This window comes from Aureimonas sp. D3, from assembly GCF_001463805.1.
In the GTDB taxonomy this organism is placed as follows: domain Bacteria; phylum Pseudomonadota; class Alphaproteobacteria; order Rhizobiales; family Rhizobiaceae; genus Aureimonas; species Aureimonas ureilytica_A.
Genome location: NZ_BBWM01000034.1, coordinates 64,488 through 90,169, shown reverse-complemented (window position 1 = coordinate 90,169; position 25,682 = coordinate 64,488). Strand labels below are relative to the sequence as shown.

The window sequence follows — 25,682 nt, the reverse complement described above, 5'->3', positions numbered from 1 at the left end:
CCATCTCCACGAATGAGGCCGAGCTTTGTCCAAGTCGACACGCGCCACGCTGGCCCTGACGCAAGCGGGCGTCGCCTTCACCACGCAAGAATACGCCTACGACCCACACGCCCAGCATATCGGGTTGCAGGCGGCCGAAGCGATCGGCGTTTCGCCCGATCTCGTCCTGAAGACCCTGATGACGCTGGTGGACGGCAAGCCGGTCTGCGTGGTCGTGCCCTCCGACCGGGAGGTTTCGATGAAGCGCCTCGCCAGCGCCGTGGGCGGCAAGTCGGCGCAGATGATGCCGCCTGCCGAGGCCGAGCGGGTGACAGGCTACGTGGTCGGCGGCATCAGCCCCTTCGGCCAGAAGAAGCGGGTGCCGGTGGTGATCGAAGAGCAGGCGCTGCGGCACGCACAGGTCTTCGTCAATGGCGGCCAGCGCGGCTTGCAGATCCATCTCGCCCCGCAGGCGATCTGCGATGTGCTCGGCGCCAAGGCTGCACCCCTGATCGCCTGAGCGGGGCCGGTCGAGGCGCGTACCGATCAGACAGATAGCTGGCCGCACCGAATTCGAAAGCTCGACTGACGAATCAGGGCTCGGCAGCGCGCGGCATTTGCGCTACGCCTGTCAGACACCTGTTCGCGAGCCGCAGATGACCCCATCCCCCGCCTCCCTTCGCAATCCCTGGATCGCGCTTCTCTGCGGGGCGACGATCGTCACCATCGCCATGGGCCTGCGGCAGGGCTTCGGCCTTCTGCTCCGCCCCGTCGAGCTGGAGATCGGCGTCGGGCGCGAGGCGTTCGGCCTCGCCATCGCGCTGCAGAATCTCGTTCTGGGTCTCGGCCAGCCCTTTGTCGGCGCGCTGGCAGATCGGCACGGCGCGGGGCGGGTCGCGGCCGTCGGCGGGCTTCTCTATGCGCTGGGTCTCGTTCTCGCCTCCACGGCGGCGAGCGCCCTGGCGCTCGACCTGTCGCTCGGCGTTCTCGTGGGCTTTGCCATGACGGGCGTCACCTTCGTGGTCGTGCTCGGCGCGGTCGGGCGCTTCGTGCCGGCCGAGCGGCGCGGCATGGCCTTCGGCATCGTGACGGCGGGCGGCTCGGTCGGGCAGTTCCTTCTGGTGCCGGTCACGCAGATGGCCGTCGAGGCCTTCGGCTGGCGCGGCGCGCTTCTCTTCGCCGCGGCCCTCGCCTCGCTCATGGTGTTTCTGGCGATCGGCATTGCCGGGCGCCCCCAGACGGCTCCCAGCGCGGGCGCGGCCCAGAGCGAAAGCCTCGGCGCGGCCCTGCGGCTTGCCGCGCGTCATCCCGGCTATTGGCTCCTGAATGTCGGCTTCTTCGTCTGCGGCTTTCACGTCGCCTTCGTCGCGACGCATCTGCCGGCCTTTCTGGCCGATCAGGCGATCGACCCCTCGGTCGGCGCGCGGGCGCTGGCGCTGATCGGCCTGTTCAATATTCTCGGCTCCTATGTCTTCGGCCTCTCGGCCGACCGGCTGCGCAAGAAATATGTGCTGGCGGCGCTCTATTTCGGCCGTGCCTTGGTGATCGCGCTGTTTCTCGCGGTGCCCTTCACGCCGCTTTCGGTCACGATCTTCGCCTGCGCCATGGGCTTTCTCTGGCTCGGCACAGTGCCGCTGACGAGCGGGCTCGTCGGCCAGATCTTCGGCGTGCGCTACCTTTCGACCCTGTTCGGCATCGTCTTCATGAGCCACCAGATCGGCGCGTTCTTCGGGGCCTGGGGAGCGGGCCTCGTCTTCGCCTGGACGGGAAGCTACGACGCGGCCTGGACGATTTCGGTCGCCTTAGCGCTTCTGGCGGGCGTGGCCAATCTTCCGATCCGGGACGCGAAGCTCACCCCGGAGGGCGCGCCGGCATGAAGGCGCGGGCCGAGTTTCTGTTCCCCGCCGGACTGGCGCTCCTGTCCGGCCTCGGCGCTCTGCTTTGGCTCAGCGAGGGGCCGCGCCTGGCGGGGCTGATGCTGTTCGGCTTCTGCCTTTAGTGCCCGTTCAGGGCGCGGGTGAGCCTGACTTCGCGAGCGCGGGTAACAGCCCCTCACGGATGGCTTTGACGTCGAGCGGGCCGGTCTGCTTCCAGAGAATGCGCCCGTCGCCCGCCACAAGGAATGTCTCGGGCACGCCGTAAACGCCCCAGTCGATCGCCGCCGTGCCGCGCTCGTCCGCGCCGACGCGCGCGTAAGGATTGCCGAGCGAGGTGAGGAAGCCGAGCGCCTGATCCGGCTTGTCCTTGTAGTTCAGCCCCTCGATCCGCAGGCCCGCCGCGCGCACGGCCGGGTCGTTCGCCAGCGCCATAAGCAGCGGATGCTCCTGCCGGCAGGGGCCGCACCAGGAGGCGAAGACATTGACGAGGCGCGGTGCGCCGTCGCCATCCGGCGAAACGGTGAGACCAGGCACGGGCGCACCATCCGACCCTTGCAGGCCCGCGAGCGGCGGCAGGCTGGTGACGGGAGCCTTCTGCCCGATCAGGGCGGAGGGAAGCTGGCTCGGATCATGGCCCGACACGAGTTGCGTCAGAAACAGCGCGGCGAGCCCGCCGAAGACGACGAGCGGCAGGGCGACCAGAAGCGGACGGCGGCGGCGCGGCGGGGTGGCCGACATTTCGCTCATCGTGATGAGCGGCGCGCGCCGCGCTCGCCCTCCAGCGCCTTCAGGCGGCGCGACACGGAACGCGCGTCGACAAAGGTCCAGAGCGCGAGCGCACCGAGCGCGAAAGCCGCCATGCCATAGGCGGCGGCGATGAAGCCGAAATAGCTGGATTGCATGATGTCAGCCCTCCGCCAGACCCATCCGGCGCCGCTCCATGTTGCGCAGGCGACGACGGCGAATTTCCGTGCGCATGGCGGTGAGATGCAGCGCGAAGAAGAGCGTGGTGAAGCCGGCGGCCGAGATCAGGAGGGGATAGAGATAGGCATCGTCCAGCGTCGAGCCGCCGAGGCGCAGGACGCTGGCCGGCTGGTGCAGCGTCGACCACCAGTCCACCGAGAACTTGATCACCGGGATCAGGAGAAAGCCGACCAAGACGAAGACCGAGGCCATGCGCCCGGCCCGCTGCGGCTCCTCGAAGGCGCGGGTGAGCGCGATCAGCCCAAGATACATGAGGAAGAGCACGAAGACCGAGGTGAGCCGCGCATCCCAGACCCACCACGTGCCCCACATGGGCCGACCCCAGACCGAGCCGGTGAAGAGACACAGAAAGGTGAAGACCGCACCGATGGGCGCGGCGGCGCGGATCGAGACCTCCGCGATCGGATGGCGCCAGACGAGAAGGCCGAGCGCGGAGGCCGACATGACCGTCCAGCCCATCATCGCGATCCAGGCGAAGGGCACATGGATGAAGAGGATGCGAACCGTCGCGCCCTGCTGGTAATCCTCCGGGGCAGCGAGGCCGAGGCCGAGGCCGACCGCCAGAAGCGCCAGCGCCAGGGCATAGAGCCAGGGCTGGAGACGGCCCGACAGGTCCAGAAACCGCGTCGGGTTGGCCAGAAGCGCAAAGCGCGAGGGACGGGCGGCGAGATCGCTCATGCCGCCGTTCTAGAGCATTTCCAGCGCGAGCGGAATTGGCTCGGCGTCGCACGAGGCGCGGACGAATTGACGAAACGGCTCATGGACGGCGACCCGCCCCAGCCATCGCATGGCTGAGCGCGACCAGCCGTCAGCCTCGCCGGATCATCAGCGCCATGCCGATCGCCTCCGGCATGACGGGCTCGAAGCCGAACTGGGCATAGAGATGGCGGGCATCACCACCGGCAGTCAGACTGACTCGCGCGCTGTCGGGTGCGGTTTCGCGCAGCCAATCCACCAGCGCGGCGAAGATCGCCTTGCCGATCCCCTGCCCCTGATGGGCGGGCTCCACCGCCATGTCCACGATCTGAAAGAAGGCCCCGCCATCGCCCACGACGCGGCCCATGGCGACGGTGCGTCCCTCGAAGCGCGCGATGACGGCATGGAGCGTGTTCGGCAAGCCGCGCCGCGCAGCTTCCTCGCTCTTGGGGCTGAGGCCCGAGACGGCGCGTAGGCGGCGATAGGTTTCGCTGTCGGGCGTCTCGGCGTGAAAGGAATAGAGCGCGGGATCGAAGCGGGGCATGGGACGTCTCAATCGCTGGATTGGCGAAGCGCGAGGGCGGCGGCGAAGGGGCCGAGGACGCCGTACAGCAGCGTCAGCGCCAGAAGGATCAGGAAGGGCGCGCGAAAGGGGGCGAGATCGTTCACGGCCCCGCTGGTGGCAGCGACGCCGAAGATGAGAATCGGGATCGCGAGCGGCAGGGTCAGCACCGAGACGAGAACGCCGCCGCGCGGCAGGGCGGCGGCCACTGCCGCGCCGACCGCGCCGATCAGAACGAGCGCCGGCGTGCCGACCAGCAGCGTCAGCGCGCTGGCCCCCAACGCCAGCGGCTCCAGCGCCAGAAGGAGGCCCAGCAGCGGCGCGGCGATCACCAGCGGCAGGCAGCTTGCGACCCAGAGCGCGGCACATTTGGCGAGCACCACGAGCGGCAGCGGCAAGGGGCCGGTGAGGAGCAGGTCGAGCGTGCCGTCGTCCCGGTCGGCCTGAAACAGCCGGTCGAGCGACAGGAGCGTGGAGAGCAGCGCGCCGATCCACAGAAAGGCCGGGCCGATGCGCGAGAGAAGCTGGAGGTCGGGGCCGACGCCGAAGGGGATGACGGCGACGACAGCCAGAAAGAACACGACGCCCGGCGCGCCGCCCCCCGAGCCGGACAGGAGCAGCGCGAGATCGCGTCGAAACAGAGCCAGCATCAGCCGATCGCCTCCCAGCCCTCGTCCTCGCCCGAATCGGCAAGCGCCAGGCCCGCCGGCTGCGGCTCCAGAACAAGCGTGCGGGCCGACGACCCGAGATCGACAGGCTGGTGCGTGGCGGCGAGAATCATGCCCCCGTTTGAGAGATGGTGCCGGCAGAGCGCGGCGAAGCGCGTCTGCGTCGCGGCGTCCAGCGCATTGGTCGGCTCGTCCAGAAGCCAGAGCGGGCGATGGGCGACCAGAAGCCGGGCGAGCGCTGCGCGCCGCGCTTGTCCCGCCGAAAGATCGGCGCAGCGCAGCCGGGCCACGCCTTCCGGCAGGCCCAGTTCGGCGAGCGCGGCTTCGGGTGAGAGGCCGCCCGCGCCCTCCAGAAAGCGTGCCCAGAAGGCGAGTTCCGCCCCAACGCGGCGCGCGCCCTTCAGCGCGTTGCGATGGCCGATATAGTGGGCGATGTCGGCGAGGCTTCGGGCCGGCTCGCCGTCGGCGGCGGGCAAGTCCTCGACGCGCACACCTCCGGCGAGCGGCGGCAGAAGGCCAGCCAGCGTGCGCAGCAGGGTCGATTTGCCCGCGCCGTTCTCGCCCGTTACCAGAACCGCTTCGCCGGTCGATAGAGTCAGATCGAGCGGCGGCACGATCAGCCGCCCGCCCCGGCCGCAAGCCAGCCCTCTGATCACGAGCCTGCCCGCCACGCCGGAACCACTCCTCAACTTTGGAACGCTATAAGGGCTCCAATCCCAAGGCTTCGTTGTGGAGAGGCGGGACCCGAAAGGCAAGCGGCAAGGCGGAGCGACCAACGTCCCGAAGGTCTGACAGAACCTCAGGGTGGAACACTGGCGAATCTTTCGCCGCAGCGACGCGACGAATGTCACCCATGCCACCGGCATGGGACGAGCATCGGCGAGACGGCGCGGTGAGAGAGGCCCGGACACCGCCCCCTCAAGGCTCCGTCAGGCTGTCCAGGCAAGGCGAATGAAGATGGCGTGAGGCAGGAGCGCTCCCCCGAATGGGTGCGCGCGAATGCGAGAAGGCCCTTTATAGCAATTACAAACTTGCCTATAAGGCGCTCACCCACTCCAGCGACCGGCGTGGATCACATAGCGCCGATCTCACGTGCCCCGCCTCCCCGGCGAGGACTGAGGCGGACGGGCGGAAATGGTCGCACCCGCATTTTCCAAGGCGCGCTTCGCCGCGTGCCGCGGTCGTTCGCCTTTCGGACATTTTTTGGTTCGAGAAGGAACGAGAACCCTATGTCCCACCCCGATAGCTTCAAAAGCCGCAAGACCCTGACGGTCGACGGGAAGCCCTATGTCTATTTCGACCTGAAAGAGGCCGAAAAGAACGGCCTGTCGGGCGCTTCGCGCCTGCCCTACTCGATGAAGGTCATTCTCGAGAACCTCCTGCGCAACGAAGACGGCCGCACGGTTCTGGCCGACGACATCCGCGCCGTGGTCAACTGGCTGAACGACAAGGGCTCGGCCGGCCATGAGATCGCCTATCGCCCGGCCCGCGTCCTGATGCAGGACTTCACGGGCGTTCCGGCCGTCGTCGATCTCGCCGCCATGCGCGACGCGACCGCCAATCTCGGCGCCGACCCCCAGAAGATCAATCCGCTCGTCCCCGTCGATCTCGTGATCGACCACTCGGTGATGGTGGACTATTTCGGCCAGCCCGATTCGTTCGAGAAGAACGTCGAGGTCGAGTACGACCGGAATGGTGAGCGCTACACCTTCCTGCGTTGGGGCTCGGGCGCCTTCCAGAACTTCCGCGTCGTGCCTCCCGGCACCGGCATCTGCCATCAGGTGAACCTCGAATATCTGGCGCAGACCGTCTGGACCAAGGACGAGAACGGCGAGACGATCGCCTATCCCGACACGCTGGTCGGCACCGACTCGCACACCACGATGGTCAACGGCCTCGCGGTTCTGGGCTGGGGCGTCGGCGGCATCGAGGCGGAAGCGGCCATGCTCGGCCAGCCGATCTCCATGCTGATCCCCGAGGTCATCGGCTTCCGCATCGACGGCAAGCTGCCCGAGGGCACGACCGCGACCGATCTCGTGCTCACCGTCACCGAGATGCTGCGCAAGAAGGGCGTCGTCGGCAAGTTCGTGGAATTCTACGGACCCGGCCTTGCCAACCTCACGCTGGAAGACCAGGCGACCATCGCCAACATGGCCCCGGAATACGGCGCGACCTGTGGCTTCTTCCCGGTCGACAAGGACACGATCGCCTATCTGGAAGCGACCGGCCGCGACAAGCACCGCATTGCGCTGGTGGAAGCCTATGCCAAGGCGCAAGGCATGTATTTCGACGCCTCGTCGGAAGAGCCCGTCTTCACCGACACGCTGTCGCTCGATCTGTCCACCGTCGTTCCCTCGCTCGCCGGCCCCAAGCGCCCGCAGGACCGCGTCGCCCTCACCGAGGCCGCGCCGAAGTTCCGCACCGCGCTCGCCGAGCTTCAGGGCGGCCGCAAGAAGAACGAGCTGCCGGAATCCACCGGTGACTCGCGCTTCATGGACGAAGGCGCGACGGCCCCCGGCCAGACGCCCGAGACCGCTCGCCACGCCGTCGAGGGCGCGGACCATGGCATCGCCGACGGCGACGTCGTGATCGCGGCCATCACCTCCTGCACCAACACGTCGAACCCGAACGTGCTGGTCGCCGCCGGCCTCGTCGCCCGCAAGGCGCACGCGCTCGGCCTCAAGGTGAAGCCCTGGGTGAAGACCTCGCTGGCCCCCGGCTCCCAGGTCGTCACCGAATATCTCGAAAAGGCCGGTCTCCAGACCGATCTCGACGCGATGGGCTTCAACCTCGTCGGCTATGGCTGCACGACCTGCATCGGCAATTCCGGCCCGCTTCCCGAAGCGATCTCGGAGGCCATCAACAAGAACGACCTCGTGGCCTGCTCGGTGCTCTCGGGCAACCGCAACTTCGAAGGCCGCGTGAACCCGGACGTGCGCGCGAACTATCTCGCCTCGCCCCCGCTCGTCGTCGCCTACGCCATTGCCGGTTCGATGTTCGTGGACATCACCAAGGACCCGCTCGGCCAGGACCAGAACGGCAAGGACGTCTTCCTCAAGGACATCTGGCCGACCACGCAGGAAGTCTCCGAGATCGTCCGCAAGACGGTGACGCGCGACCTGTTCGAGAGCCGCTATTCGGACGTCTTCAAGGGCGACCCGAACTGGCAGAAGATCGACGTCTCGGGCGGCCTCACCTACGAGTGGGACGACCGTTCGACCTATGTGCAGAACCCGCCCTATTTCGAGGGCATGTCGATGACGCCCAAGCCCGTCACCGACATCAAGGGCGCGCGCATCCTGTCGCTCTTCCTCGACTCGATCACGACCGACCACATCTCGCCGGCCGGTTCGATCAAGAAGAACGGCCCGGCGGGCGAGTATCTCGTCTCGCATCAGGTGCGCCCGGTGGACTTCAACTCCTATGGCGCGCGTCGCGGCAACCACGAAGTCATGATGCGCGGCACCTTCGCCAATATCCGCATCAAGAACCAGATGGTTCCGGGCGTGGAAGGCGGCATCACCAAGCACTTCCCCTCCGGTGAGCAGCTGGCGATCTACGACGCGGCGATGAAGTATCAGCAGGAAGAGGTTCCGCTGGTGATCTTCGCCGGCAAGGAATACGGCACCGGCTCCTCGCGCGACTGGGCGGCCAAGGGCACCGTGCTTCTGGGCGTTCGCGCCGTGATCGCGCAGAGCTTCGAGCGCATCCACCGCTCCAACCTGGTGGGCATGGGCGTCGTGCCCTTCGTCTTCCAGGAAGGCACGAGCTGGCAGTCGCTCGGCCTCACAGGCGAGGAAACGGTGACGATCGAAGGCCTGACCGAGGTCAAGCCGCGCCAGACCATGGAAGCCACGATCACCCGCGCCAATGGCGAAGTGGTCAAGGTTCCGCTGCTCTGCCGCATCGATACGCTGGACGAGCTGGAATACTTCAAGAACGGCGGCATCCTGCACTACGTGCTGCGCCAGCTGGCGGCCTAAAGCATTTCCAGCGAAAGCCGAGTCGGCTTTCGCGCCCGGACAATGCGGAAACAAAAACCTGGAGCCTTTCTGGCGAACCTTTGTTCGACGGAAGCGCTCCAGGAACCATCCCCGCCGAAGCCTCCGCGCTTCGGCGGCACCCTCTCTCGAGGGCTAGGCATGAGTTTCGAGGGCCAACGCCAGTTCGGCCTGAAGGCTCGAGCCGTTCACACGATCTCGCGAGCCGGCCTCCGGGCTGGTTCGCTTGTCTTTCGCGCCGCCGCCCTCCTCGCAAGGGCGGCGGCGTTTTCATGTGCCTCGCCTCGCGCCCGGCTCACCCTCAATTGAACGACGCAAGGCTCGCCTTCCGTGGGGTTATCCCGCCATGGTCCCATCTCTCTTCGGGCCATCCCGGAGCCAAGGAGATGCCGATCCATGAGCCCGCCGACCCTGTTCGTCCTGCTCCTTGCCGCCGTCCTGCCGCTCGGCCTCGCCCATGCCGACGAGAGCGGAGACGAAGCGTCGAGCCAGAATGTGCGCGGCATCGTGGAGCTTTTCACGAGCCAGGGATGCAGCGAATGCGTGAAGGCCGACGCGGTTCTGGCGGAACTCGCCGCGCGGCCCGACGTGGTCGCCCTCGCCTATCACGTGGACTACTGGGACTATATCGGCTGGGAAGACCCGCTCGGCTCGCGCCGCAATGCCGAGCGCCAGAAGAGTTATTCGAAGGCGCTGCGGCTCGGCGGGCTGACGACGCCCCAGGCCATCGTCAACGGCAAGGCGGTGGTGGCCGGCTTCGATGCGGCGGCGATCGAGGCTGCGACGGCCAAGGCTCCGCTGGCCGGCGCGGACGGCTCGCCCCGCATCGAGATGCGCCTTCGGGGCGAGACCCTGCACCTACGCGTCGAAGCCGGCGCGCTGCCGGAGGGCGCAAGGCCCCCGGCGCTGATTCTGGCGACCTATGCCAAGACCACGCGCACCGAGGTCGCGCGCGGCGAAAACGAGGGACGCCAACTCCTGAACACGCATGCGGTGCGCGACTGGCGCGCGGTCGGCCTGCTCGGAGCCGACGGCCGGCTCGCGGTGGATATGCCGCTCGGCCTCATCGCCGACCCCGACACGCAGCCGGGCGGCTGCGTCGCGCTGCTCCAGACGATGGACCGGGACGACCGGCCGGGGCCGATTCTGGCAGCGGCGGCGCTGCCCTTCTGAGAGTCTGCCGGACGATCAAATCGCGACAGGTTGGCGTGGGATGTTCCGCTGCCGCGGGACGCCCCACAGGGACGGCGACAGCGGCTGACAAAGAAGGCGCAGCAGCCTCGGACGATTGGCCCGACCCTGTATCCCGACTCGCTCCCGAGCGCAGCGGCTCAGCCGATACGCTGCCCCGAGGCTTGCGCCACCGGCCTGTCCGGTTGCAACACCCTTCGCGCGGTCCCATTTCCATGACAGGATGATGAAGGGCTCGCCGCGCCCTGCGGCGTTCCCCGGAGGGATTGCGATTGACCGAACCCACGACCGAACGCTCCGCCTCGCTGATCCACCTCTCGGAGGTGCGCGCTGCCAACGCCCTGCCCGTCGTCAGCTTCGACCGGCACGAACTCGGCGAAATCCTTCGAATCTACGGGCGCATGGTGGCGGCAGGCGAATGGCGCGATTACGCCATCGACACGCTCAAGGACCGGGCCGTGTTCTCCATCTTCCGGCGCAGTTCCGAAATGCCGCTGTTTCGCATCGAGAAGGAGCCGCGACTGGCGCGCCGCCAGGGGGCCTATAGCGTCCACGCCGCCGGCGGGCTGGTGATGAAGCGCGGGCAGGACCTGCCGCAGGTGCTGCGCGTGTTCGACAAGTCGCTGAAGCTGGCCGACACCTGAGCGGGACATTCCGGCACTCAGATTAGTCCTACATACCCAATAACGGCCGCCCGAGGCGGCGACCGTGCATCTCATGGAGCTATCAGCCCCACCTAATGGACGGGCTCAGACCAGCGTGCCGGGATAGCGGCTTTCATCCGGCAGCGTCTCCTTGCCGCCGTTCAGCGTGTATTGCATCAGCACCGTGTCGATCCAGCGCCCGAACTTGAAGCCCGAGCCTTCGAACAGGCCGATCGGCTTGAAGCCGAGCTTCTGATGCAGCTTGACGGAGCCGTGATTTTCGGCCCCGCCGATCACCGCGATCATCTGCCGGAAGCCCTTTTCCTCGCACAGCTCCAGAAGGCGGCCGAGCAGCGCCGTGCCGATGCCCTGGCCCTGCGCTTCCGGCTCCAGATAGATCGAATCCTCCACCGACCAGCGATAGGCCGGGCGGGCCCGGAACGGGCCGGCATAGGCATAGGCGACGACGCGCCCCTCGGCATTGCAAGCGACGAGATAGGGATAGTCCTGCCGCGTCAGATTGAGAAAGCGCGCCGTCATCTCGGTCTCGTCGGGCGGGGTCAGCTCGTAGGTCGCCGTGCCATGGAGAACCGCGTGTTCGTAGATGCGGCACAGGGCGGGAATGTCGGCGAGAGTGGCCTCGCGAAGGGTGAACGCGCTCATGGATGGGATGCCTTACGGAGTGAACCGGGCGGACCATAAGCGGGCGCGGCGTCCGTCTCAATCCGTCAAATGCCCCATCCCAATCCGCACGGCGCATACGAAAAAGGGCGACCCGAAGGCCGCCCCTGTCTCAGAACCGTCCGGTTCCCCTTGGCTTTAGTTACGGCTGGTGCCGAGGAAGCGAAGGAGGAACATGAACAGGTTGATGAAGTCGAGATAGAGGGTCAACGCACCCATGATGGCCTTGCGACCGGCGACCAGCGTGTCGTCGCCTTCCCAGTAAAGTTCCTTGATGCGCTGCGTGTCCCAGGCGGTGAGAGCCGCGAAGAGCAGGACGCCGATGGCCGAGATGGCGAAGCTGAGCGCCGAGGACGCCAGGAAGATGTTCACGAGCGAGGCGATGATCAGGCCGAAGAGGCCCATGATCAGGAACGAGCCCATGGCCGACAGGTCACGCTTCGTCGTGTAGCCGAAGAGCGACAGGGCGCCGAAGGAAGCCGCCGTCACGAAGAAGACCTGCACGATCGATTCCTGCGTGTAGACGAGGAAGATCGTGGAGAGCGAGAAGCCCACCAGCGCGGCATAGGCCCAGAAGGTCGCCTGCGCGGTCTGCGTGCTCATCCGGTCGACCCGGAAGGACAGGAACATCACCAGCGCGAGCGGTGCGAACATCAGCACCCAGCGCAGCGGCGAGGTGAAGACCGTGACGCCGAGCTGCGTCAGCCCCACGCCATGAATGGAGGCGACCGCCAGCGACGGATCGCTGGTCGTCGCCATGGAGAAGAGACCGTAGGCGGCGACGCCGGTGATGGCGAGGCCGATGGCCATGAGGTTGTAGACCCGGAGCATGTAGCTCCGCAGGCCCTGATCGATGGCGACGTCCGCGCGGCCCCGCGACAGGGGGACGCTGCGTGTGCCGCTGTTCCACTTGTCAGCCATGGACAGTTTCCTTTCTTGCATCCCGCCCTCTCGGCCGTTGCCGGCCGGGCCTAGCTGGCGGGACGTCCAGCCAAGCCCTCTTGCTCTGAATATGCGAAGAGGAGCCGGAACGAACAAGGGCGGAAAGGGCCGCAGCGTGCCGTTTCGGGACGCTGCAGCCATTAAATTTCCTCCATCAGGCCAAATTGGGGGCCGGGTCAGAGTTCGCGCAGGACGGGCGCGGCCTTCTGGCCAAGCACCCGCCATGTGCCGGCAAGGCCGAAACCGACCGTCAGCACGAGGGCGACCGCGAGGACACCGAGCGCCACGCCGCCATCAAAAGCGAAGGGCAGGCGCATGACGCGAGCCAGCACATACCAGGCCGCCAGCGCGCCCGCGCCGATGGCGAAGAGAGCCGTCGCCGCGCCGAGCGTCATATATTCCGCGACATAGGCCCGGATCAGCGTGCCGCGTGTCGCGCCCAAGGTCTTGAGCACCACGGCATCATGAACGCGCGTCCGGTTGCCCGCCGCCAGCGCCCCCGACAGGACAAGGACGGACGAGACCAGCGCCACGGCGGCCGCCGCGCGAATGGCCAGCGCGAGCTGGGCGACCAGCGCGTTCACCGCGTCCAGCGCGTCCTTCACGCGCACCGTGGTGACGGCGGGGAAGCTGTTGGAAATGCCGCGCAGGACAGCGCGCTCGCCGTCGCCCGTCGCGTTCGGCATCTGAAGCGTGGCGAGCCAGGCATGGGGCGCGCCCGCGAACGTGTTGGGCGAGAAGACCATGACGAAGTTGATCGACATGGATTCCCATTCCACCGCGCGGAAATTGGCAATGCGCGCCGTGATCTCGCGGCCGAGCACGTTGACGGAGATCGTGTCGCCGAGCTTAAGCCCGAGTTCGCCGCCCTCCTTGGCCGAGAAGGAAACGAGCGGCTCGCCGGCATAGTCCGCTGCCCACCACTGCCCTTGCGTGACCGTGGTGTTTTCGGGCGGCGCGGCGGCATAGGTCACGCCCCGGTCGCCGCGCAGCACCCAGGCCCCTTCGGGCGGCACCTGAAGCTGCGAGACATCGGTGCCGTTCAGCTTCACGATGCGCCCGCGCAGCATGGGCACGGCATCCAGCGAGGAGCCGGGCGCAAGCTCCGCGATGCGGGCGCGGAACGGATCGATCTCGGCGGACTGGATGTCCACGAAGAAGAAGTTCGGCGCGCGCGCCGCGATGCTGGTTCCGATCTCGCGCCGCAGCGCATTGTCGATCGTCGCCAGCGTGACCAGCAGCGTCAGGCCAAGGCCGAGCGACAGGACCACCGAATGGGTCAGCGCGCCCGGCCGGTGGATGTTGCCGATGGCGAGGCGCAGCGGCGTGGAGCGCACGCGCGGCAGGCGCGCGGCGAGCGTGCGAATAGCGACCGAGACCAGTCTCAGGACGACGAAGGCGACGGCGGTCGCAACCAGAAACACCGAAGCGATGCGCTTGTCGCCCGCCATCACGAAGGCGAGGCCCGCAATGCCCAGCGCCAGCGCGCCGGCTGTCAGCGCATAGCTCAGCCGCGTGCGAAGCGCGCCCGGCCCCTCATTTGAGCGGAACAGGGCGGTGGCCGCAATGTCGCGCGTGCGCCCGAGAGGCAGGATCGCGAAGGCGAAGGCCGTGAGATAGCCGAAGGCGGTCGCGAGCAGGAGCGCGCCGGGATAAACCGACGGGTGCGTCGAAACCGGGATATAGGCTTCCAGAAAGCCGGCCGCTGCAAAGGGCGCGAGCGCGCCGAGCACAAGGCCGGCGACGATGCCGAGACTCGCCAGAAGCCCGATCTGGATGAGATAGATCCAGACCACGAAGCCGCCGCCCGCGCCCAGGCTCTTGAACGTGGCGATCACCGTGCGCTTGCCGTCGAGATAGGCCGACACGGCATTGGCGATGCCCACGCCCCCGACGATCAGGGCGGTGAGCCCGACCAGGGTCAGGAATTGCGAAAAGCGGTCGATGCTGCGCTGGAGCGAGGGCGCCGCCTCGCGCGCGTCGCGAATGCTCCAGCCGGCCTGCGGAAACTCGGCCTTGGCCTGCGCCTCGACGCCGGCGGGGTCGAGCGCCGGGTCGGCGAAGCGCAGCTTGTAGTCGTATTCGACCAGCGAGCCCGGCTGGATCAGCCCGCTCGCGCGCAGCGCCTCGCCTGAGATGAGAAGGCGCGGGGCGAAGATGAAACCGTCCGACAGGACATCGGGCTCGCGGGTGAGCCGGCCGCGCAGCTCCACCTCGATGCCGCCGAGAAGCACGGTCGCACCGGGCTCGATGCCCAAACGGTCGAAGAATTCCGGCGCGGCGACGGCGCCGAAGCGGCCGTTCCGCTCTGCCAGGAGGTCGCCGAGCGGCGCGGCCGGGTCGGTTTCGACCGCCCCATAGAGCGGGTACTGCCCGTCCACCGCCTTGACCTCGGAGAGCGTCTGGTTGGTGCCATCGGGCAGGCGCGCCATGGAGCGCAGATTGGCGGTCTCGGCCAGCGTGCCGAAGCGGGCAAGGAAGGTCTTCTCGGCCTCGCTCGCCTCGCGCCCGTTGAGGCCGAAGCGCATGTCGCCGCCCAGAATCGTGCGCCCTTCCCGCTCGATGCCAGATGTCATCATCTCCGACACGGAGTTGACGGCGGCGATGGAGGCGACGCCGAGCGTCAGGCAGAGAAGGAAGATCACGAAGCCGCGCACGCCGCCGCGCATCTCGCGCAACGCGAAACGCCAAGCGAGCTTCAACGTGCCGGAGGGGCGAGCGGGCGGCGAGATGGCAGCGCCGGCGGCCGGAACGCTGGCGGCGCGGCTCACCGCGCGGCCTCCGCCACCATCGGTTCCGGCATCGCCGAGGCGCGAGCGGGCGCAAAGCCATCCCGCTCGATCTCGCCCGAACGCACGGCGACCTCGCGCCCGCAGCGGGCGGCGAGGGTCTTGTCATGTGTGACGAGCACCATGGTCATGGCGCGCCGCTTCTGCTCGGCGAACAGAAGGTCGGCGATCTGCGCGCCCGTGTCGGCGTCGAGATTGCCGGTCGGCTCGTCCGCGATCAGGAGCGCGGGTTCGGGCGCGAGCGCGCGAGCCAGCGCCACGCGCTGCTGCTCGCCGCCCGACAATTCGCCGGGATAGTGCGACACGCGCGCGCCGAGGCCGACGGAGCGCAACTCGGCCTCCGCCCGCTCGAAGGCGTTCCGATGGCCCGCGAGTTCCAGCGGCACGGCGACGTTTTCGAGCGCCGTCATGTTGGGAATCAGGTGGAAGGACTGGAAGACGATGCCGATATGGCGACCCCGGAACGCGGCGAGCTTGTCCTCGCTGAGGCCCTGAAGCGGCTGGCCCGCGATCTCCACCTCGCCCGTGTCGGCCCGCTCCAGACCGGCCAGCACCATCAGCAGCGTCGATTTGCCCGAACCGGACGGGCCGACGATGCCCACGCTCTCGCCGCGCGCCACGTCGAGGTCGATTCCCTTGAGAACATGCACCGCGCCCCGGCCCTGGCCGAGCGTCAGATGAACCTTTCGTAATCGGATCGCCGGTTCTGCCACGCGCCTTGCCTTCCTATATGGCGATGGAACGGCGCCGGACGTGGGTCCGGTCGAACGCGGTCGCCAGAATTTCGCAGTCCTTGAGATATGGATGGCACATGGGTCGGTTCCAACAGCTTCTCGCCTTCGTGACGATCGGCCTCGCCAGTTGGGGCGCGCTCGCCTCCGCGCAGGCGCAATCGGCCGCGCCGGCCGACCCCACTGAGATCATCGCCTTTGGCGACAGTCTGTCGGCGGGCTACGGCGTCGGTCCGGGCGAATCCTTTCCCGAACAGCTTCAGGCCGCGCTCGCCAAGGCGGGACTGAACGTGAAGGTGGTGAATGCCGGCGTATCCGGCGACACGACGACCGGGGGCCTTGCCCGGCTCGACTGGTCGGTGCCGACAAGCGCCGATCTCGTGATCGTGGAACTCGGCGCCAACGACGCGCTGCGCGGCATCGCGCCCGATGTGACCAAGCGCAATCTCGACGAGATCCTGAAACGCCTGACCGCGCGCCCAAGCACGAAGGTCATCCTGGCCGGCATGATCAGCCCGCCGAACATGGGCGAGGACTACGCCCGGCGCTTCAACCCGATCTATGCCGAACTCGCCCAGACCTATGGCGTCGCCTATTACCCGTTCTTTCTGGACGGGGTGGCGTCCGTCGCGGCGCTGAACCAGGCCGACTATATGCACCCCAACAAGGACGGGGTGGCCGTGGTGGTGGAGCGGATGCTGCCGCTGGTCAAAGACGTTCTGGCGAAGGGATAGGCCGTTTCTCGCGTCAGGTCCGGCGCAGGCGCAGATCGACGCCGGCTTCGGCGGCTATGCGATACAGCGCGCGGTCGGCGGCCGCGAGGCTGCGAGCGAAATGTTCCTCGCTCGCTTCCCGCAGGAGCGAGGCTAAGTCGCCGCCGGGATGGCGCAGTTCGGCAACCACCTCACCCTCGGCAAATTGCAACTCGGCCTCGTGCCGGCGCGCGATCCTTTGCATGGCGACATTATCGCGCAGGCACTGAATTTTGAAATGCGGCAGCGCCGCATTGCGCGCGCCGTCCACCAGGCTGGAGAAGAGGCGCGTTCCATAGCCCTGCCCCTGCCAGAGAGGCTCTAGGCTAAACGCGGCCTCGGGCATGGGCGAGTCGATCTCGCGCAGCTCCGCCACGCCGCGCAGCGTGCGGTCGATGAACAGGCCCTTGGCCATGCCGCCCGACCCCAGCGTCGATTGGGCGTAGCGCGTCAGAAACCCGTCATTGACCGCCGATCCGAAGCGCATACGCCGCGATTCACCATCGAGGCGCAGAAGATGGGCCAGGAATTCCGCCCGGTCGGACCGGCGCAGACGCCGGATATGCACCGCCGCGTCGGACGGACCGGAGCGGTGGGGAGGCTGGATCAAGGACATGGCGAGAGACTGCGTGACAGGAGCCGAGACCGGCCCGGGTTATCCATTGGTTAAGAGTGCAACGCAGCAACAGCAATCCGGCAACATGCATGGCTCCCATGCGTCACCTTGAAGTCAGGCGCGCGTGATGAACATCATGAAGATGGAATGGCATAGACGGCCATCGGCTCGCGGGGACGCCCGAAGGGACGCCCGGCATGAGATGGCCCCTCACAGCGGGAAGGATCTCACGCATGCCGCGACTTTTCACCGCCCTCGAGATCCCGCGCGACGCCGCGCTGAGCCTGTCTTTCCTGCGCGGCGGCCTGCCGGCCGCGCGCTGGATCGACGCCGAGAACTACCACATCACCCTGCGCTTCTTCGGCGATGTCGATGCGCGCACGGCCGACGAGCTGGTCGCCGGGCTGGACCGGGTGCATCAGGCGTCCTTTCCTCTCGCCCTGCGCGGCATGGGAGCCTTCGGCTCCAAGAAGCCGCATTCGGTCTATGCGGGCGTCGAGCCCTCGCGCGCGCTCGACCATCTGCATGACGAGATGGACAAGCTGGCCCGGCGCGTCGGGCTCGCCCCCGATCCGCGCCGCTTCACGCCGCATGTGACGCTCGCCCGACTGCGCAACGCCAAGGACGAGGATGTCGCCCGCTATCTCGCCGGTCGGGGCGATTTTCGCACCGCGCCCTTCACGGTCGGGCGCTTCGTTCTCCTGTCCTCGCGCGATTCGGTGGGCGGCGGGCCTTACGTCCTGGAAGAAGCCTTCCCGCTGAAAGGCGGCTCGACCGCGCGCGAAGCGTCGCTCGGCGGCGCGTTTCTGGAACCCGCCTTCCGCTGATCGCGTCTTTCGGGGGCGGGCCGCTCGGGCCCGCTTTCGAAACGCGAAAGCCCGCCCCATATCGGTCGGGTCTTCAGGAGAAAGCGCGGTATGAGCGACAAAGGCGACGAGATGTCCGAGATCCCCGCAGGCACGGCACCGGCCGGAACGCTCGCGCCCCTGCCGGAGGGGCTGGTCGGTGAAATCCTGCCGCCGGGCTCCGAGGCCGAGCAGCGCCAGCAGGAGGCCAGCGTGCGGCGCGGCTTCTTCAAGACCATGAAGCGCGCCATGCGCCATATCCCCTTCGCCGAGGATGTCGTCGCCTCCTATTATTGCGCGCTGGATTCCAAGACGCCGGCGGCTTCGCGCGGCATCCTTCTGGCCGCGCTCGCCTATTTCGTGCTGCCCTTCGACGCGATTCCCGATTTCATCGTCGGCCTTGGCTATACCGACGACATGGCCATTCTGCTCGCCGCCTTCACGGCCGTGCGCAACAACATCCGCCCCGAGCATTACGATAAGGCGCGCGAGGTGCTGACGCCGGACGAAGCGCCGGCCGAGGGGCAAGCGAAACAGGTGTGAACCTGTCGGCTCGGCGCTCCCTAGCGCGGCGGGCCGGTTTTCTCCCCGGTCTCAACACACTGATGCCCCATTTACCCGCTTCCACGAGGCTTCACCGCCTTCGAAGGACCGGCCGAACCGGCCCGGCGATAGGGACCGGACACGGGTTTGCGACCATTCCCGCCCTCCGGTTTCCAGATCGTTTACCCTGTGGAAAGGGGTTTCGTTCACCATACGCACGATGAATTCGTGCGGATTCGAACGGATCGAAGCGCGCGGCGATCGGGTTTGCGACAGGAGAGGATCTCCATGAAACATCTACTGACGGCTGCAGCGGCTCTGCTCCTGCTCTCGGGCGCGGCGCAGGCTGCGCAGACGCCGACGCGCATGAACCAGTTCAACGACTGGGGCAGCTATTCCTACGATGCGAGCGGCGGCAAGGTCTGCTACGTCCTCTCGACGCCCAAGACGATGCAGCCCGCCAGCGTCGATCACGGCGACATCTTCTTCCTCGTCTCGCAGAAGCCGGGCGCCAAGACCTCCTACGAGCCGCAGGTCGTGATGGGCTATCCGCTGCGCGAAGGCTCCAAGGTCGTGGTGGATGTCGACGGCAAGAAGTTCAACATGTTCGTGCGCGGCGAAAGCGCCTGGATGGAGAACGCCGCCGAAGAGCCCAAGCTCGTTGCGGCTCTCAAGAACGGCAAGTCGCTGAAGGTGGACGCCGTGTCCCAGCGCGGCACCAAGACCAACTACACCTATTCGCTCGCCGGCGTGACGGCGGCGCTGAACTCCATCACCAAGTGCAAGTAAGCGCAGGCCGCGAGCCTGTCGCAACCTGACACGCATCTCTCCCAAGCCGGCCTCGGACAGTTCCGGGCCGGCCTTTTCGCGTTCGAAATCAAGCTTGAAGCTCGGGGGGACTTGCGATTTCGGCCAATTGGGCTCATTTGATCTCGATCCGAGCCTGACCGACCTTTTTGAGACCAGCGTGGCCCCGCACGATGCCGCGCGACGGGATTTGCCCCATGAGCGCGACGATCAACCTTTCCGACGCCACTGCCCGCCCTCGCCCGGCCGCCGCTTCCGAGCCGGCCGCCGCCAAGCGTTCACTGCTTGGCCTGTCGCGCGAGGACATGGGCGCGGCGCTGATCGAGGCCGGCATTCCCGCCAAGCAGGCGAAGATGCGCGTCCAGCAGCTTTGGCACTGGCTTTATGTGCGCGGCGTCTCGGACTTCGGCCAGATGGCCAATGTCTCGAAGGACCTGCGCGCGGCGCTGGACGAGCAGTTCGAAATTCGCCGGCCCGAGATCGTGGAAGAGCAGATTTCGGTCGATGGCACGCGCAAGTGGCTGTTCCGCTTTCCCTCGCGCGGGGCCGGCCGGCCGGTCGAGATCGAGACCGTCTATATCCCCGAGGAAGGGCGCGGCACGCTCTGCGTCTCGTCCCAGGTCGGCTGCACGCTGACCTGCACCTTCTGCCACACGGGCACGCAGCGCCTCGTGCGCAATCTGGAGCCGTCCGAGATCGTCGGGCAGGTTCTGACGGCGCGCGAGCGCCTGGGCGACTTTCCCGATGCGTCCACCCCGCAGGGCGCGATCGTGCCGTCCGACGGCCGGCTCGTGTCGAATGTCGTGATGATGGGTATGGGCGAGCCGCTCTATAACTACGACAACGTCAAGTCGGCTCTGTCCGTCGTCTCGGACGGGGACGGGCTCGCCCTGTCCAAGCGCCGCATCACGCTCTCCACCTCCGGCGTCGTGCCGATGATCCCGAAGACGGGCGAGGAGATGGGCGTCATGCTCGCCATCTCGCTCCATGCGGTGACGGACGAGTTGCGCGACGTGCTCGTGCCCATCAACAAGAAATATCCGATCAAGGAGCTGATGGACGCTTGCCGCGCCTATCCGGGCCTCTCCAACGCGCGTCGCATCACCTTCGAATATGTGATGCTGAAGGGCGTCAACGACAGCCTGGCCGACGCGCGCGAGCTGGTGCGCCTGCTGAAGGGCATCCCGGCCAAGATCAACCTGATCCCGTTCAACCCTTGGCCGGGCTCGCCCTATGAATGCTCGGACTGGGAGCAGATCGAGCGCTTCGCCGAACTCGTCAATCAGGCCGGCTACGCTTCGCCGATCCGCACGCCGCGCGGTCGGGATATCTTCGCCGCCTGCGGGCAGCTGAAGTCCGAGTCCGAGCGCATGAAGCGCGGCGACCGTCTGGCGCTGGAGGCGGCTGTCGCGGTGTGAGCGCCGTCCTGCGCATTCTGTTTCTGATCCCGATGGGCTTCGTTCTCGCCTGCTGCGCGGGAGCGGCGGCGCTGATCCTGCCCTTCGTGGAACTGCCCGGCGCGGCCATGAGCAACCCCGCGCAAGTCGTCGATCTCGCGTTCCTGTTCACCTTGCAGGCCGCGCAGGTCGGATGGACGGCGCTGGTGCCCTTTCTGGTCTTTCTGGTGTTGAGCGAGGCGCTGCGCCTGCGCTCCATTCTGATCCATCTCATCGCAGGTCTCGTCGGCGGGGCCATCGCCGCCCATGCCGGCACGGCCGCCACCGACATGCGAGTGCAGACCGCGACGATCGTCGCCGGGCTTGCCTTCGCCCTCACCTACTGGATCGTGGCCGGCCACGGCGCGGGCCGCCGCCGCCCAGCCGTTGCCCGCCTTCCCCCCGCCGCCCCTTCGAAGGACTGACCCGATGGCCCGACGCCCGATCAACCCGCGCGATGCCGCCGAGGCGGCGTTCAAATCCGCGACCACCAAGCCCGTCGCCCGCGTGGCGGAAGCGCCGCGCGTGCCGGGTGTGAAGGAAAGCGTGACGCTGCGCATCGACGCCGACGTTCTGGAGAAGTTTCAGGAAGACGGCCCCGGCTGGCAGGACCGCATCAACGCCGCCCTGCGTCAGGCGGCCGGGCTGGACTAAGAGGAACGCCACCTCTTCGCTCCCGCAAGAGCGAGGTGCCTGCCGCGAGATCAGATCGCGTTTCCCCAGCCGTAATAGGTGATGGAATAGAAGCGCTGCGGATGCGGGGCATGGCGCAGGAGCGTCAGGCCCGACGCCTCGTAGAAGGCGCGCGCCCGCGTGTTGGCCGAGATCGTGTAGAGCGTGAAACCCTCCGGCATCGCCGCCTTGGCATGGTCCAGAAGCGCGGCCCCGACGCCCTGCCCCAGCGCATCCGGATGCACGAAAAGCTGATCCAGCATCGCCTCGGCGGGTTTCAGCGCGGCAAAGCCAAGAATCTCATTCCCCCGTTCCGCCAGTGTCACGCGCCAGCCCGACACCCATTCGACATCCAGCCGCGCACGCAGGGCCGCCCGACTCGGCATGGCCGGCAGGCCGACCGAGGGAAGGCTGGCGCTGGCGTGCCAGACGGCGTTGACCGCCTCGCGGTCGGCATCCGTCGCGAGACGAAGGTAAAAAGTGGGAGCGTCGTTCATGACGCGACGTTCGGCCAGAACGGGCCGACGAGCAAGCCGTCCTAGCTCTTGCCCCTCCATCCTCTTTTGCCAACACCGCCCTAGCTCTACGGCTTTACAGGGGTCGCCCATGCGCTACCCGCGGCGCGAGCGCGCGGCGCAGGTTCAGGCGCATCGGACGGTAGGGAAGCCGAGGCGCAGATGATCACGATCCACCATCTCGAAAACTCCCGCTCGCAGCGTATCCTCTGGCTGCTGGAGGAATTGGGCCTGCGCTACGAGGTGAAGTCCTACAAGCGCCTTCCCTCGCTCGCCGCGCCGCCAGAACTGAAACAGGTCCACCCGCTCGGCAAGTCGCCCGTCCTCACCGATGGCGGCCTGACGCTTGCCGAAACGGGCGCGATCGTGACCTATCTCGCCGAGACCTATGGCGCGGGCCAGCTCCAGCCCGAGCGCGGCTCGCCCGACTGGTGGCGGATGCAGCATTTCCTGCATCATGCCGAGGGCTCGGCCATGCCGCCGCTTTTCATGAAGCTCGTCTTCGCCCGCATCCCGGCCCAAGCCCCGCTCGTCGTGCGCCCGGTCGCCAAAGCGCTGATGCGCGGGGTAGACCAGCATTTGCTGGCCCCCCGCCTGGCCGATCTCTTCGATTATTGGGATGCGGCGCTGGTGGACACGGGCTGGTTCGCCGGGCCGAACATGACGCTTGCCGACATCATGATGAGCTTCCCGCTGGAGGCGGCGGGCTCGCGCGTCGGCTTCGAGGGCCGGCGGAACCTGCCGGCCTTTCTGGAGCGCATCCACGCCCGCCCGGCCTACGGAGCAGCCCTCGCACGCGGTGGGCCTTATGCCTATGCCTGACGCCCGCTATCGCCAAGCCACCAGAACCGCGCCGAGCGCGATCAGTGCGACACCGGCCCAGCCGATGGGGCTCAAGCGCTCCGACAGGAACAGGACGCCGAAAACGGCCACGAGCACGACGGACAGCTTGTCGATCGGAGCGACCTGAGCCGCCTGGCCCTCTGAAGCGCGAGACAAAAGCCCCACGCTGGAGCGTCGGCTGTCGGCCGCCAAGGCGCGCCGGCGGGTGGCCGAGATGGCCGCCTGCGCGAACACGATCCGGAAGCAACACCTCGCGCGCCATCCCGAAATGGCGGACGCGGCGATCGGCAAGATGGTGGCATGGTTCGACAGCGGCGAAGGAACAAGGGGGGCCCAAGCGAGAGGCGGGAAGCATACTGATTACGCTGGGCATTGCATCCGGCCGCAACCACATAAGTAGATTATGACGCTTCTAGACCTATCTACGGAATTCTATAATATGTTTATAATATTTTAATAAAAACATTTTTCAAATGTCGCAACCAAGAATATTAAGATATCTTAACTTTGAAAGCACCCCCTTTCTTTGCAAAGTTCCTGGAAGTCACACCGCATAAATTCGCACGTCATAGACGACTCTCTAAAAAATATGCAACTTTAATATTATTGAAACCGATCAAATGAACGCAACTTATTCCCATCAAAAAAGCCCTCCAATCAAAAAATTATTATATGGACCACCTACATTCCAAAGAGTCTTATATTGGAAGTTCATGCGTGACACATGTATCCAGATAGCATTCGCCGCGTTATTTCTTCTAATGGCTCCGGAAAAAATTATTATCCTTATTTCAGATATATCATTCCCCATCGCATTCAAAATACTTCCAAATGTAATTCATACAAATGCAGTGAACCTCAATACAGGTGAATCCTGCTTGGGATACAGGTATGCTCTGCTCAGTTTGATTTCTTTAATTTGCGTGATATTTAACATGCGCTACCTTTTGAAAGTCTTCAGATTTAGCATGAAACATGGCTCTGACCTAAAACTGAGCAAATCTGAAACAGAAAAGCTACCTTCGATGATCGGCGGTGTCGCTCTATTTGGCTTAGCTTTCTTCACTCACTTCGGCGATATTAGAATGGAAACAATACATGGCTACGGAAAATATCATATAATTTTTGGAACGAGGTTTGTCATATTAGAAATGTCGATTATTTACATTGTCCTTGGAGTTGGTCTTGGCCTGCCTGTCTTCATAATTTCAAATTTACTGCCAGAAAAATTTAAAAAGCTGGCCGTATAATCTGCTGAATGCTGCCTATTCTGCGACAGAAAATCTAAACCTCGAATTGTTCAGATCGATTGAGAAGGTGAGATATTTTTGCGTCTCTGCTTTAAGTGTTGATTTTCTTAATGTTCGACCTGAGCTCTCAATCATGTGGTCGCGAGTTCGAACCCCATAGCACAGCCAGAACGCCCCGGTGGCAAGGCCGAACAGAGTGAGAAAGGCGAGCGAGCGGCCGGGAAGTTCGGCCGGGCTGCGCCAATGGCCACCGACGCTCACGATGCCCGCGATCAGCATGAGGATCACCAGCGTACGCAGAAATGCGGCATAGTCGGATTGGATGCCGGACACGCCGATCCTCCCGAAGATCGCCGTCAGCGTCGCGAAGGCGGCAGAGGCCAGCGCCCAACCGAACCAGTTCATGACCAACGCTGTTCGCCCGGCGCCCGTCAGGCGCGCGCTAGGAGGATGTGGACCGCGAAGGCGGAGAAGACCGAGGCGAACAGCCAGTCGATCGCGCGCATGACGCTCGGCTTCTGCTTGAGCGTGGCGGCGATGCTATCGGCCGCGAAGATCATGCCGATCGACATGGGCACGGCGATCACGATGAAATACACGCCCAGGAAGAAGAGCTTCTGCCCGGCATAGGGATCGCCCGCCGCCACGAAGGGCGGCAGGAAGGTGACGAAGAACAGGATGATCTTCGGGTTCAGAAGATTGATCCCGACGCCCGTGAGCCAGTTGCGGAAGAAGGATTGCGGCGGCACGGCTTCCTTGTCCAGCGAGAAGGACGAACCGTTGCGGATCGCCCCGAAGGCGAGCCAGGCGAGATAGGCCGCGCCCGCGACCTTCAGCGCCAGAAAGGCTTCCGGCGAGGCCGCCACCAGAGCCGACAGGCCGATCGCGGCCGCCGTCGTATGGACGAGAACGCCCGAGCAGGCCCCTAGCATGGCGGCGATTCCGGCCCGCCGCCCCTGCGCGAGGGTGCGCCCGAGGAACAGGGTCATGTCCGGGCCGGGCGTGACCGTGAGAACGATCGCGGCCAGCGTGAAGGCAAGCAGGGCGGAGAATTCGGGCAGAAAGGTCAAGAGCGTGTCTTTCGAGCGCGAGGCCCTTTGGATTCGCGCGAAACCGACCGGCTGGCAACCGGAATCTTGCGGGCGGCAATTCCGTGTGGCGGCGGCTGGCTGAAGCTTGGCGACGGGGCACGGCGCGGCATCATCAGGATGAACTCTGCCCAACGGCTCGAGGGCAGCGGACGACCTCCATCCTATCGGCCTGTGCGGTCTCGGGTTGGTTGACACCGCCCTCCCTATCAGCCGAGGCGCGGCACAGGTTCGGTTCCACGCCAACGTGAGGGACCGTTTCCTCGCCTGCCCTTCGCTCGAGATTCCCGTCAGGGGACAGCCTGCGACCATGCGCTCCGCTGGCGGGGGCAAGCGCCTGCGGGCTGCAGGCCAAGCCGCGCCTGACCGAACCCAAGGCGCCGGAAGGATGGTGGCGACCAATGCTTTGCGGCCCTCGACATGGCACCGCCTTCCACTCCGGCGGTTGCGTGGGTCGGAGCAGCGCTCTCCCTTCGGACCAGCTCTACTTTTCCTCCTGGGTGATATTCAGTATCTCTAAGTATTCTTCATGAAGATGACATCGATTTAATAAAAAGCCTTAAGCCGCCT

Annotated in this window: 29 protein-coding genes and 1 pseudogene; 15 read left to right on the top strand and 15 right to left on the bottom strand. The window is 66.1% G+C overall.

The window, feature by feature from the left end:
* Positions 1 to 25 precede the first annotated feature (25 nt).
* The 3 genes from ybaK to AUL36_RS24850 all read left to right on the top strand — a co-directional run bounded on the left by ybaK (position 26) and on the right by AUL36_RS24850 (position 1,978).
* Entirely contained in the window at positions 26 to 499 is a 474-nt protein-coding gene (gene ybaK, locus AUL36_RS09680) for a Cys-tRNA(Pro) deacylase (protein ID WP_062220076.1), read from the top strand.
* Between the two features lie 136 nt (positions 500 to 635).
* On the top strand, positions 636 to 1,856 hold the full coding sequence (locus AUL36_RS09675; protein ID WP_062220074.1) for an MFS transporter: 1,221 nt from the start codon (positions 636 to 638) through the stop codon (positions 1,854 to 1,856).
* Entirely contained in the window at positions 1,853 to 1,978 is a 126-nt protein-coding gene (locus AUL36_RS24850; RefSeq protein ID WP_280137982.1) for a hypothetical protein, read from the top strand. Before AUL36_RS09675 ends, AUL36_RS24850 begins: the two co-directional genes overlap by 4 nt.
* A 7-nt stretch (positions 1,979 to 1,985) precedes the next feature.
* Here the strand turns inward: AUL36_RS24850 and AUL36_RS09670 are convergent, their stop codons facing one another.
* From AUL36_RS09670 to ccmA, 6 genes are all read right to left on the bottom strand, one after another.
* Positions 1,986 to 2,603: a DsbE family thiol:disulfide interchange protein gene (locus tag AUL36_RS09670; RefSeq protein ID WP_062220072.1), complete on the bottom strand. Its 618-nt coding sequence runs from the start codon at positions 2,601 to 2,603 to the stop codon at positions 1,986 to 1,988.
* Entirely contained in the window at positions 2,600 to 2,758 is a 159-nt protein-coding gene (gene ccmD, locus AUL36_RS23215; RefSeq protein WP_082655743.1) for a heme exporter protein CcmD, read from the bottom strand. The genes AUL36_RS09670 and ccmD overlap by 4 nt, the downstream gene beginning before the upstream one ends.
* A gap of 4 nt (positions 2,759 to 2,762) precedes the next feature.
* Positions 2,763 to 3,518, bottom strand: coding sequence for a heme ABC transporter permease (locus AUL36_RS09665; RefSeq protein ID WP_058599446.1), 756 nt, complete (start codon positions 3,516 to 3,518; stop codon positions 2,763 to 2,765).
* Positions 3,519 to 3,648: 130 nt separating this feature from the next.
* Positions 3,649 to 4,080, bottom strand: a complete 432-nt coding sequence (locus AUL36_RS09660) for a GNAT family N-acetyltransferase (protein ID WP_062220070.1) — start codon at positions 4,078 to 4,080, stop codon at positions 3,649 to 3,651.
* An 8-nt stretch (positions 4,081 to 4,088) separates the two neighbouring features.
* Positions 4,089 to 4,748, bottom strand: a complete 660-nt coding sequence (gene ccmB / locus AUL36_RS09655) for a heme exporter protein CcmB (protein ID WP_062220068.1) — start codon at positions 4,746 to 4,748, stop codon at positions 4,089 to 4,091.
* The gene (gene ccmA / locus AUL36_RS09650; RefSeq protein WP_062220066.1) at positions 4,748 to 5,437 is read right to left on the bottom strand and encodes a heme ABC exporter ATP-binding protein CcmA; all 690 of its coding nucleotides are present in this window, start codon (positions 5,435 to 5,437) and stop codon (positions 4,748 to 4,750) included. The genes ccmB and ccmA overlap by 1 nt, the downstream gene beginning before the upstream one ends.
* Positions 5,438 to 5,995: 558 nt before the next feature.
* On the opposite strand from ccmA, the gene acnA reads away from it, so the two are divergent.
* From acnA to AUL36_RS09635, 3 genes are all read left to right on the top strand, one after another.
* The gene (gene acnA / locus AUL36_RS09645) at positions 5,996 to 8,749 is read left to right on the top strand and encodes an aconitate hydratase AcnA (RefSeq protein WP_062220064.1); all 2,754 of its coding nucleotides are present in this window, start codon (positions 5,996 to 5,998) and stop codon (positions 8,747 to 8,749) included.
* Between the two features lie 414 nt (positions 8,750 to 9,163).
* Complete coding sequence (locus AUL36_RS09640) at positions 9,164 to 9,940, top strand: DUF1223 domain-containing protein (protein ID WP_062220062.1); 777 nt, start codon at positions 9,164 to 9,166, stop codon at positions 9,938 to 9,940.
* A gap of 323 nt (positions 9,941 to 10,263) precedes the next feature.
* Positions 10,264 to 10,602, top strand: coding sequence for a DUF2794 domain-containing protein (locus AUL36_RS09635; protein ID WP_244493385.1), 339 nt, complete (start codon positions 10,264 to 10,266; stop codon positions 10,600 to 10,602).
* A gap of 105 nt (positions 10,603 to 10,707) precedes the next feature.
* Here AUL36_RS09635 and AUL36_RS09630 read toward each other — a convergent pair whose 3' ends face one another.
* The 4 genes from AUL36_RS09630 to AUL36_RS09615 all read right to left on the bottom strand — a co-directional run bounded on the left by AUL36_RS09630 (position 10,708) and on the right by AUL36_RS09615 (position 15,727).
* Positions 10,708 to 11,265, bottom strand: a complete 558-nt coding sequence (locus AUL36_RS09630; protein WP_062220060.1) for a GNAT family N-acetyltransferase — start codon at positions 11,263 to 11,265, stop codon at positions 10,708 to 10,710.
* A gap of 156 nt (positions 11,266 to 11,421) precedes the next feature.
* On the bottom strand, positions 11,422 to 12,204 hold the full coding sequence (locus AUL36_RS09625) for a Bax inhibitor-1/YccA family protein (protein WP_062220058.1): 783 nt from the start codon (positions 12,202 to 12,204) through the stop codon (positions 11,422 to 11,424).
* 197 nt (positions 12,205 to 12,401) lie between these two features.
* Positions 12,402 to 14,894: an ABC transporter permease gene (locus tag AUL36_RS09620; protein WP_192843815.1), complete on the bottom strand. Its 2,493-nt coding sequence runs from the start codon at positions 14,892 to 14,894 to the stop codon at positions 12,402 to 12,404.
* A 98-nt stretch (positions 14,895 to 14,992) separates the two neighbouring features.
* Positions 14,993 to 15,727, bottom strand: a complete 735-nt coding sequence (locus AUL36_RS09615; RefSeq protein ID WP_062220056.1) for an ABC transporter ATP-binding protein — start codon at positions 15,725 to 15,727, stop codon at positions 14,993 to 14,995.
* A 98-nt stretch (positions 15,728 to 15,825) separates the two neighbouring features.
* Here AUL36_RS09615 and AUL36_RS09610 point away from each other — a divergent pair, with 98 nt between their 5' ends.
* A complete protein-coding gene (locus AUL36_RS09610) occupies positions 15,826 to 16,479 on the top strand; it encodes an arylesterase (protein WP_062220054.1) in 654 nt (217 codons plus the stop codon).
* A gap of 13 nt (positions 16,480 to 16,492) precedes the next feature.
* Here AUL36_RS09610 and AUL36_RS09605 read toward each other — a convergent pair whose 3' ends face one another.
* Positions 16,493 to 17,113: a GNAT family N-acetyltransferase gene (locus AUL36_RS09605; RefSeq protein WP_156418323.1), complete on the bottom strand. Its 621-nt coding sequence runs from the start codon at positions 17,111 to 17,113 to the stop codon at positions 16,493 to 16,495.
* 233 nt (positions 17,114 to 17,346) lie between these two features.
* Between AUL36_RS09605 and thpR the strand changes: the two genes are divergently transcribed.
* The 6 genes from thpR to AUL36_RS09575 all read left to right on the top strand — a co-directional run bounded on the left by thpR (position 17,347) and on the right by AUL36_RS09575 (position 21,398).
* On the top strand, positions 17,347 to 17,940 hold the full coding sequence (thpR, locus tag AUL36_RS09600) for an RNA 2',3'-cyclic phosphodiesterase (protein ID WP_058636162.1): 594 nt from the start codon (positions 17,347 to 17,349) through the stop codon (positions 17,938 to 17,940).
* 90 nt (positions 17,941 to 18,030) lie between these two features.
* Positions 18,031 to 18,501, top strand: a complete 471-nt coding sequence (locus AUL36_RS09595) for a YkvA family protein (RefSeq protein ID WP_082655741.1) — start codon at positions 18,031 to 18,033, stop codon at positions 18,499 to 18,501.
* A gap of 288 nt (positions 18,502 to 18,789) precedes the next feature.
* A complete protein-coding gene (locus tag AUL36_RS09590) occupies positions 18,790 to 19,290 on the top strand; it encodes an invasion associated locus B family protein (protein WP_374700756.1) in 501 nt (166 codons plus the stop codon).
* Positions 19,291 to 19,505: 215 nt separating this feature from the next.
* Positions 19,506 to 20,726: a 23S rRNA (adenine(2503)-C(2))-methyltransferase RlmN gene (gene rlmN, locus AUL36_RS09585; RefSeq protein WP_062220050.1), complete on the top strand. Its 1,221-nt coding sequence runs from the start codon at positions 19,506 to 19,508 to the stop codon at positions 20,724 to 20,726.
* Positions 20,723 to 21,169, top strand: a complete 447-nt coding sequence (locus AUL36_RS09580; protein WP_062220048.1) for a hypothetical protein — start codon at positions 20,723 to 20,725, stop codon at positions 21,167 to 21,169. Before rlmN ends, AUL36_RS09580 begins: the two co-directional genes overlap by 4 nt.
* Positions 21,170 to 21,173: 4 nt before the next feature.
* Complete coding sequence (locus AUL36_RS09575; RefSeq protein WP_062220046.1) at positions 21,174 to 21,398, top strand: BrnA antitoxin family protein; 225 nt, start codon at positions 21,174 to 21,176, stop codon at positions 21,396 to 21,398.
* A 50-nt stretch (positions 21,399 to 21,448) separates the two neighbouring features.
* Here AUL36_RS09575 and AUL36_RS09570 read toward each other — a convergent pair whose 3' ends face one another.
* Entirely contained in the window at positions 21,449 to 21,913 is a 465-nt protein-coding gene (locus tag AUL36_RS09570) for a GNAT family N-acetyltransferase (RefSeq protein ID WP_062220044.1), read from the bottom strand.
* Positions 21,914 to 22,093: 180 nt separating this feature from the next.
* On the opposite strand from AUL36_RS09570, the gene AUL36_RS09565 reads away from it, so the two are divergent.
* Positions 22,094 to 22,753: a glutathione S-transferase family protein gene (locus AUL36_RS09565; protein WP_062220042.1), complete on the top strand. Its 660-nt coding sequence runs from the start codon at positions 22,094 to 22,096 to the stop codon at positions 22,751 to 22,753.
* 6 nt (positions 22,754 to 22,759) lie between these two features.
* On the opposite strand, the pseudogene AUL36_RS24590 reads toward AUL36_RS09565, so the two are convergent.
* Positions 22,760 to 22,912 (bottom strand): annotated as a pseudogene (locus AUL36_RS24590) (EamA family transporter); the annotation flags it as partial.
* A 575-nt stretch (positions 22,913 to 23,487) separates the two neighbouring features.
* On the opposite strand from AUL36_RS24590, the gene AUL36_RS23740 reads away from it, so the two are divergent.
* The gene (locus tag AUL36_RS23740; protein WP_210168848.1) at positions 23,488 to 24,024 is read left to right on the top strand and encodes a hypothetical protein; all 537 of its coding nucleotides are present in this window, start codon (positions 23,488 to 23,490) and stop codon (positions 24,022 to 24,024) included.
* Positions 24,025 to 24,039: 15 nt separating this feature from the next.
* Here AUL36_RS23740 and AUL36_RS09555 read toward each other — a convergent pair whose 3' ends face one another.
* Both AUL36_RS09555 and AUL36_RS09550 read right to left on the bottom strand, forming a co-directional pair.
* Positions 24,040 to 24,429 carry an EamA family transporter gene (locus AUL36_RS09555; protein WP_062220040.1) on the bottom strand — a complete coding sequence of 130 codons (390 nt, stop codon included), beginning with the start codon at positions 24,427 to 24,429 and terminating at the stop codon, positions 24,040 to 24,042.
* A 26-nt stretch (positions 24,430 to 24,455) separates the two neighbouring features.
* Complete coding sequence (locus AUL36_RS09550; RefSeq protein WP_062220038.1) at positions 24,456 to 25,094, bottom strand: LysE family translocator; 639 nt, start codon at positions 25,092 to 25,094, stop codon at positions 24,456 to 24,458.
* Between the last annotated feature and the right edge of the window lie 588 nt (positions 25,095 to 25,682).